General features: G+C 74.4%; 8 protein-coding genes. 4 read left to right on the forward strand and 4 right to left on the reverse strand.

Features of this window, described 5'->3' with window-relative positions; translation table 11 throughout:
- Together VGI02_RS07105 and VGI02_RS07110 are read right to left on the reverse strand one after the other, a co-directional pair.
- A complete protein-coding gene (locus VGI02_RS07105) occupies positions 1-1,419 on the reverse strand; it encodes a sensor histidine kinase (protein WP_331626584.1) in 1,419 nt (472 codons plus the stop codon).
- 131 nt (positions 1,420-1,550) lie between these two features.
- Entirely contained in the window at positions 1,551-2,306 is a 756-nt protein-coding gene (locus tag VGI02_RS07110; protein ID WP_331626585.1) for a phosphoglyceromutase, read from the reverse strand.
- A 156-nt stretch (positions 2,307-2,462) separates the two neighbouring features.
- On the opposite strand from VGI02_RS07110, the gene VGI02_RS07115 reads away from it, so the two are divergent.
- The 3 genes from VGI02_RS07115 to VGI02_RS07125 all read left to right on the forward strand — a co-directional run bounded on the left by VGI02_RS07115 (position 2,463) and on the right by VGI02_RS07125 (position 5,236).
- Entirely contained in the window at positions 2,463-2,771 is a 309-nt protein-coding gene (locus VGI02_RS07115) for a hypothetical protein (protein WP_331626586.1), read from the forward strand.
- A 150-nt stretch (positions 2,772-2,921) separates the two neighbouring features.
- The gene (locus tag VGI02_RS07120; RefSeq protein ID WP_331626587.1) at positions 2,922-4,256 is read left to right on the forward strand and encodes a cupin domain-containing protein; all 1,335 of its coding nucleotides are present in this window, start codon (positions 2,922-2,924) and stop codon (positions 4,254-4,256) included.
- Entirely contained in the window at positions 4,253-5,236 is a 984-nt protein-coding gene (locus tag VGI02_RS07125) for a ferredoxin family protein (protein WP_331626588.1), read from the forward strand. The genes VGI02_RS07120 and VGI02_RS07125 overlap by 4 nt, the downstream gene beginning before the upstream one ends.
- On the opposite strand, the gene VGI02_RS07130 is transcribed toward VGI02_RS07125, so the two are convergent.
- Both VGI02_RS07130 and tatA read right to left on the reverse strand, forming a co-directional pair.
- A complete protein-coding gene (locus VGI02_RS07130; RefSeq protein WP_331626589.1) occupies positions 5,164-6,414 on the reverse strand; it encodes an acyltransferase family protein in 1,251 nt (416 codons plus the stop codon). The genes VGI02_RS07125 and VGI02_RS07130 overlap by 73 nt on opposite strands.
- A gap of 36 nt (positions 6,415-6,450) precedes the next feature.
- Positions 6,451-6,759 carry a Sec-independent protein translocase subunit TatA gene (gene tatA, locus VGI02_RS07135; RefSeq protein WP_331626590.1) on the reverse strand — a complete coding sequence of 103 codons (309 nt, stop codon included), beginning with the start codon at positions 6,757-6,759 and terminating at the stop codon, positions 6,451-6,453.
- A 229-nt stretch (positions 6,760-6,988) separates the two neighbouring features.
- Between tatA and VGI02_RS07140 the strand changes: the two genes are divergently transcribed.
- A complete protein-coding gene (locus VGI02_RS07140) occupies positions 6,989-7,264 on the forward strand; it encodes a GlsB/YeaQ/YmgE family stress response membrane protein (RefSeq protein WP_331626597.1) in 276 nt (91 codons plus the stop codon).
- The last annotated feature ends 108 nt before the right edge of the window (positions 7,265-7,372 follow it).

The raw sequence follows: 7,372 nt of genomic DNA on the forward strand, positions 1-7,372 counted from the left end.
TCACCTCTGCTCGTCGGGTCCGACGGTCACGGACGTGGGAGTGCGCGGCGGTGGGGAGGCCGGGCGTGCCGCGGCCTCGTCGTCGTCGGCTCCGGCGGCCTGGGACGCCGGACGGTCGGTGGTCTCGGCGGCGGGGCGGTCCGTCGGGCGGGGTCGCTCGACCGGGTGGTCGGTCGGCCCCGGCCGGACCGCCGGGCGCCGGGGGTCGTCGAGGGCGGTGTCTGCCGGGGCGGGGGCGGGTGCGCCCTTCCCGGGGCGCTGCGGCCCGCCGTCGTCGGCGGCCCCGCCCGCGGGAGCGGGTACTCGCAGCGTGAACGTGGAGCCGACGCCCGGTTCGCTCCAGACCCGCACCTCCCCGCCGTGGTTGGCGGCCACGTGCTTGACGATGGCGAGCCCGAGCCCGGTCCCCCCGGTCGCGCGGGAGCGGGCGGGGTCGACGCGGAAGAAGCGCTCGAACACCCGCTCCTGGTGCTCGGGGGCGATGCCGATGCCCCGGTCGGTGACCGAGATCTCGACGGCGCCCCCGCCCCCGGCCCCGCGCACCCGGCGGCGGCGCACCGAGACCGAAGACCCGGTGGGCGAGTAGGCGACGGCGTTCTCGAGCAGGTTCGCGAGGGCGGTGACCAGCAGCGTCGAGCTGCCGGCGACCTCGAGGCCGCTGGGGCCGTCCAGGGCGAGGTCGGTGCCCGCGGTCTCGGCGGAGACGCGTGCGCGCTCCACGGCCTGGCGGACCACGTCGTCGACGGCGACCGGGGCCAGCTCGGGCAGCGGGTCTGCACCCTGCAGTCGGGAGAGCTCGATGAGCTCGGTGACGAGGGCCCCCAGCCGGCGGGACTCGTGGAAGATCTTCGACGCGAAGCGGGTGACCTCCTCCGGGTCGTCGGCGTCGAGCACCGCCTCGGCGAGCACGGCCATCGCGCCCACCGGAGTCTTGAGCTCGTGCCCGACGTTCGCCACGAAGTCCCGCCGGACGGCCTCGAGCCGCACCGCAGCGGAGGTGTCGGAGGCCTCGACGACCACGAAGCCGTCGCCGAGAGGGCCCAGCCGGGCGATCACCGACTGTGGTGATCGACGCGAGGACGTGGCCGGTGACAGGTCGATCTCCGCGGCGCCGCCGCTCGCCGACACCTTCGCGGCGGCCTCGGCGACCCGGTTCTCCGGGCGGGCGTCGACGACCGCGCCGAGCACCTCGGCGCGGGTGTTGGACAGGACCACGTCACCGAACCGGTTGATCACCGCGAGGCCGGTGTGGGAGCGGCGCACGATGCGGGCGAGCAGTTCGGCCACGGTCGGGCCTGCGGCGACGACGGCCGCCTGCTTGCTGCGCGTCTTCCACCGCACGCCTGCGGCGCCGACGACGACACCCACGACCGCCGCGACGACGGCAGCCAGGACGGTCACGTACGCCGGGACGGCCACGATCGCGATGGTAGGGCCGCCACCGGCATTTCCACCCACGTCGAAGGGCCGTTGGTGACCCGTCCAACCCTCGGACGGGTGACTGTTGGCGGCCCGTTCAGGTGGCGTTCACCCCCGCGGTGACTCCGGCGTCAACGGCCCTGGTTGGCCACCGCAGCGATCGCGTCCTGCGCGGCGTCGGGATCCAGGTAGGTCCCACCGGGATCGGTCGGCGTGAGGTCGCCCCCCGACTCGGCGAGGTCGTAGCGGAGCGGGATGCCCGTGGGGATGTTCAGCCCGGCGATCGTGTCGTCGTCGACGCCGTCGAGGTGCTTGACCACCGCGCGCAGCGAGTTGCCGTGGGCAGCGACGAGCACCGTGCGGCCAGCGAGCAGGTCGGGCACCACGGCCTCGCGCCAGTACGGGAGCAGCCGCTCCAGCACGTCCTTGAGGCACTCGGTCCGCGGCATGCCCTCGCCGAGGTCGGCGTAGCGCGGGTCACCGGTCTGGGCGTACTCGTCGTCGGGGTCGATCGGCGGCGGCGGGGTGTCGTACGAGCGGCGCCAGATCTGGAACTGCTCCTCCCCGTACATCTCCATCGTCTGCTTCTTGTCCTTGCCCTGCAGTGCCCCGTAGTGCCGCTCGTTGAGCCGCCAGTCGCGGCGCACCGGAATCCAGTGGCGGTCGCACGTGTCGAGCGCGATCTGGGCGGTGCCGATGGCGCGCCGCAGCAGCGACGTGTGCAGGACGTCCGGCAGCAGGTCGGCCTCGGCGAGCAGCTCGCCACCCCGGCGGGCCTCCTGCTCGCCCTGCTCGGAGAGGGCCACGTCGACCCATCCGGTGAAGAGGTTCTTCGCGTTCCACTCGCTCTGGCCGTGCCGGAGCAGCACCAACGTGCCAACGGTCATGCCGCGGCACCCTGCCAGGTCGGAAACCCTCCCGGGCGACGCGGGCGCGTGAGTTGCGCCGACCCCGGGTAGACGGCCAGCGTCATGCGACACCGGACGCGCCGTACTACGCGTCCCGGGCCGCGACGGACGAATCCCCACCACGAGGAGCAGACGATGAACGACGACGACATCACCACCGGCTCGACCCCCGGCCACGGTCCCGCCGACGGCGGCGCCTCGGGCGCCGGCGGCGACGGTGGCGCGGACGGCGGTGCCGACCACGGCGCCGGGCACGGCCCGGCCGACGGCGGCGCCTCCGGCGGCGGCGCTGACGGCGGTGCCGATGGCGGCGCTGACGGCGGTGCCGATGGCGGCGCCGACGGCGGCGCGGGACACGGGCCGGCCGACGGCGGTGCCTCGGGTCGCGGTGCCGACGGTGGCGCTGACGGCGGTGCCGACGGTGGCGCCGACGGTGGCGCCTGAGCGATTCCGACCGGCCCGCCCTTCACGATCGTCAGGACGGCGAGGGTCCCGGACGCCACGCGTCCGGGAACCTCGTCGCTCCGGCGATCACGGGGCGGGGATCGCTGCGCCGGGCCCGACCCCTTCCCTCCCGAGAACCGGACGATCGCGATGACCACCTCCGAGAGCGGTCCGACCGGCCGCCCCTTCCTCCGCCGCGCCGTGGCGGGCGACCTCGACGGTTTCGCCCGCGAGGCGTGGGGTCGCCACGCCGTGCTGTCCCGGCGGGACGACCTCGCCAAGCATCGGGGTGAGAGTGCCGAGCCGGGGTTCGGCGACCTCTTCTCGCTGGACGCGGTCGACGAACTGCTCGCCCACCGCGGCCTGCGCACTCCGTTCCTGCGCGTCGCGAAGCAGGGCACCGTCGTCGACTCGGGTCAGTTCACCGGGGACGGCGGGGTCGGCGCCGAGGTGGCCGACCAGCTGCGCGACGACCGGGTCGCCGCGCTCTTCGCCGACGGGCACACCGTGGTGCTGCAGGGCCTGCACCGGACATGGGCGCCGGTGACCGAGCTCGCGACCGGGCTGAACACGGACCTCGGCCACCCGGTGCAGGTGAACGCCTACGTCACCCCCGCCTCGTCGACGGGCTTCTCGGCGCACTACGACGTGCACGACGTCTTCGTCCTCCAGATCGCGGGCACCAAGCGCTGGCACGTGCACGCCCCGGTCCACACCGACCCGTTGCGGACCCAGCCCTGGAACGACCGCGCCGCTGCCGTGCGTGCCCGCGCCCAGGACGAGCCCGTGCTCGACGAGGTGCTGCACCCCGGCGACGCGCTGTACCTCCCGCGCGGCTACCTGCACTCGGCCACCGCGCAGGGCGAGGTGTCCGCGCACCTGACGGTCGGCGTCCACGTCGTCACCCGCCACGCCCTGCTGGAGACCCTGCTCGCGGGCCTGGCCGACGACCCGGAACTGCGCTCCTCGCTCCCCCTCGGCGTGGACGTCTCCGACCCCGCCGCGCTGGCCCCGCACCTCGAGGTCGTCGCCCGCCGCGCCGCCGAGTACCTCGCCGACCGCTCCGACGACGACGAGCAGGCCGAACGGGCCGCGCGACGCCTGCGCGGGCGGGTCTGGTCGGGCAACCGACCGGAGTCGCTGCGCCCGCTGCGCCAGGCCGCGGCCGTCCACGCCCTCGGCCCGGCGACCGTGCTGCGCCTGCGCCACGGGCTGCGCCACCGCACGGTCACCGGGCACGACGGCCGGCTGAGCCTCGAGCTGGGCGACCGCACGCTGGAGCTCCCGGCCGAGGCCGCCGTCCCGCTCGAGGCGCTGCTCTCCGGCCGCGAGGTCGTGCTCGGCGAGGTGGCGGAGAACGAGCCCGGCGACGCCGCCGTCGTCGCCCGGCGACTGCTCACCGAGGGCGTCCTCGTGACGCCGGACTCAGCGGGTGGGCCGACAGGTGGCGGTCCGGACGACCGGGCGGGTACGACAGAGCTGTGACGGCCGCGGAGACCCCGACCCAGGACCCTCGCGAGGGGACTGTCCCGTTCCGCTGCTCGGAGGCCGCCCGGGACCGCGACGACCCGTTGTTCGCGTCCGCCCCGCCCGCGCGCCGGTGGCTGCTCGTCGAGCACCCGGGTCCGTGGGGCGCGCAGGCGCTCGGCGGCGCCGGGTTCGCCGAGGAGGTCGTCGCGGCGATCGACGCGTTCTGCCGGTCCCACGAGGCCCGGTTCCAGCTCATCCGGCGCACCGCTGCGCGCGGCGCCCCGACCGAGGCGGGCGGGCGCTTCGCGGTGGTCGACTCCCGTCCGGGCCACGAGTCCGTGCGATGGGGCCGCGTCGACGCGCCCGAGGCGCTCCCGGCCGCCCTCGCCGACCTCGAGGCGGCCACCGAGCCGTCCGACGAGCCGGTCTACCTGGTGTGCGCGCACGGCCGCCACGACGCCTGCTGCGCGATGCGCGGCAGGCCGGTCGCCGCCGAGCTGTCCGCGGGGCACTCCGAGCGCACCTGGGAGACCACCCACACCGGCGGGGACCGCTTCGCCCCCAACGTCGTGCTGCTGCCGCACGGGCTCGTCCTCGGGCGGGTGTCCGCGGCCGACGCCCTCGCGGTGGCGGAGCGCTACGACGCGGGCGAGGTGAACCCCTCGTTGCTGCGCGGCCGGGCCGGGATCGCCCCGCCGGTGCAGGGCGCCCAGCACCACGCGCGGCTGGCGCTCGACGAGCACCGCGTGGACGCGCTGGCCCCCGTGGACGCCCGGCAGGACCCCGAGGACCCGGCGACGTGGACGGTGCGCCTCGCGGCACCCGACGGCGGCGGCGAGATCTCCGTCGTCGTCCGCGAGCGGTGGCTCCCGTCACCGACCCCACTGACCTGCAGCGCGGGCCGGGCGGTGTCGATGCGGACCTACGACCTCGTGACCTGCGACGGTCCCGGGATCGGCACCGTCGCCACCGGGGTCGGCTCGACCCGTCCGTAGCGGCCCGGCACGCGGTCCCACCACTGCATGAGGGTCTGGTGCAGTGGGCGCTCGACCAGCCGGGTCAGGAGCCAGCCGACCAGCACGCCGGCGAGGATCATGAAGAGGGTCTGCAGCGTGGGCCCGACCCCGATCTGCTGCAGGCGACGCATGACGACGTAGCCCACGGTCTGGTGGGCGAGGAACACCCCGTAGGAGATACCGGCCAGCCAGGTGATCGCACGCCGCCCGACCGCCGGGACCCACCGGTCCCAGTCGGGCCCGAGCGCGGCGGCGGTCATCGCGACCACGCCGAGAGCGATGCCCCCGACGGCGATCCAGTCGGTGGCCCACCCGGTGGTCGGGTCGAGGATCGACGACTGCAGGGCGTGCTCGGCGATGGCGACGATCTCGATCGCCACGAAGTGCCACACGCGCAGCCGCCCGGTGGACACCATCCACACGGCGACGCCCGCGACGAACAGGTGCCAGCGGAAGATCCCGAGCCCGTCGACGAGCATCGCGTAGTGGGAGCCGACCTGCCGGGTCGCGAGGTGGTGCCACTGCAGGGCGGGGACGATCAGGGCGGCCCACATGACGACGCGCAGCACCACACCCCGCCCGAGCGGCCCCCGCCACATCACCGCGGCGAGGCAGAAGGCCATGAGCTGCAGCGGGATCGTCCAGTAGGAGCCGTCGACGAAACCCCAGCTCGCGTCCCAGTGCCAGAGCATGAGCAGGTTCGCGACGAGATCACGCTTGCCGGGGAGGTACCAGCCGTCGGGGGCCAGGTAGCGCAGGAAGACCCACGCGTTGACGGTGGCCACGAAGAAGGCGGGCATGAGCCGCGCGAGCTTGCCCCACCACCACCGGGCGGTCCCGCCGCGGCGCGCTCCGCCGCGGCGCACGGTCGCGGCCACGAAATAGGCGGAGAGCACCAGGAGCAGGCTCGCGCCCACCTGGTGGGAGAACACGAACGTCTTCGGGAGGATGTCGTGATAGACGAGCGGCCCGATGAACGTCGAGTGGTAGAGGATCACGAGCAGCACGAACACGACGCGCAGCACGTCCCAGGACAGCTTGCGACCGGACCCGCCGGGGGTCCTGGCTCGCGTGCCGGGAGCGGGATCGGTCGCCGCACCGTCCGGAACCAGGACGGGCGCGACCGTCGGCTCGGCACGATGCGCGATGTCGGTCACCGAGGCGGACGTTATCAACGCCCCGCGACCGTCAGCTCACGAGGCGTCGCGCTCCGCGCTCGGCGGGCGTTCGCTCCCAGCGGCCGGGTGAGTGGTCCCGTGCGGCCGTTCGGAGGTCGATCCGTTGACCGACGGCGTCGAGCCGGGGTCGCCGGTCGCCGCGGTCCCGCCGCCGGTCGAGGGCCCCTGGGCGCGGTCGTCGTCAGCCATCCCGCGTGTCTCGGCCTTGAGGATGCGCATCGACTGCCCGAGCCCGCGGGCCATGTCGGGCAGCTTCCGCGAGCCGAACAGCAGCAGCACCACGACGATCACGATCGCCCAGTGCACCGGGCTCAGCGATCCCATCGCGCACACCTCATTCCGGGCCTCGTTGCCATCCGGCGGCACGGCACCGCCGGGGGCCGAGGGTAGCGGCGAGATGGTGAGCACGCGGCAAAGAACCGGTGACGGGGCGGCTGCGCTCCGGCGATCCGTCGGAAGTGTCGTGACCACGAGGTTTGACGGACGGTGCGGCTGGGCGACGTAGGACCTGCACCGTTACCGCGTCGTCCCAGGAGGGCACACTCCTCTCATGATCATCTTAACCATCATCGGGTGGATCGTCTTCGGTCTCATCGTCGGCTTCATCGCCCGCGCCCTCGTGCCCGGGAAGGACAACATCGGCTTCTTCGCCACGATCATTCTCGGCGTCCTCGGCTCCGTCGTCGGCGGCCTTCTCGGGTCGCTGCTCTTCTCGCCGCACCAGCTCTCGTTCAAGAGCCCGGTCGGCTGGATCGGCTCGATCGTCGTCGCGATCATCCTGCTGGTCGTCTACAACAAGGCCACCGGACGCAAGCGCGCCCGCCCCTGAACCCGTCCCCGTGACGGGGGCGGACACCTGGGCGGGGCCTGCCGGCTCCCGTCACCCGTACCCACCTGGAGGCGACGATGCCGAGCCGTGACGCGACCACCCATTGGG

This window comes from Actinomycetospora sp. (assembly GCF_036497245.1).
Lineage (GTDB): Bacteria > Actinomycetota > Actinomycetes > Mycobacteriales > Pseudonocardiaceae > Actinomycetospora.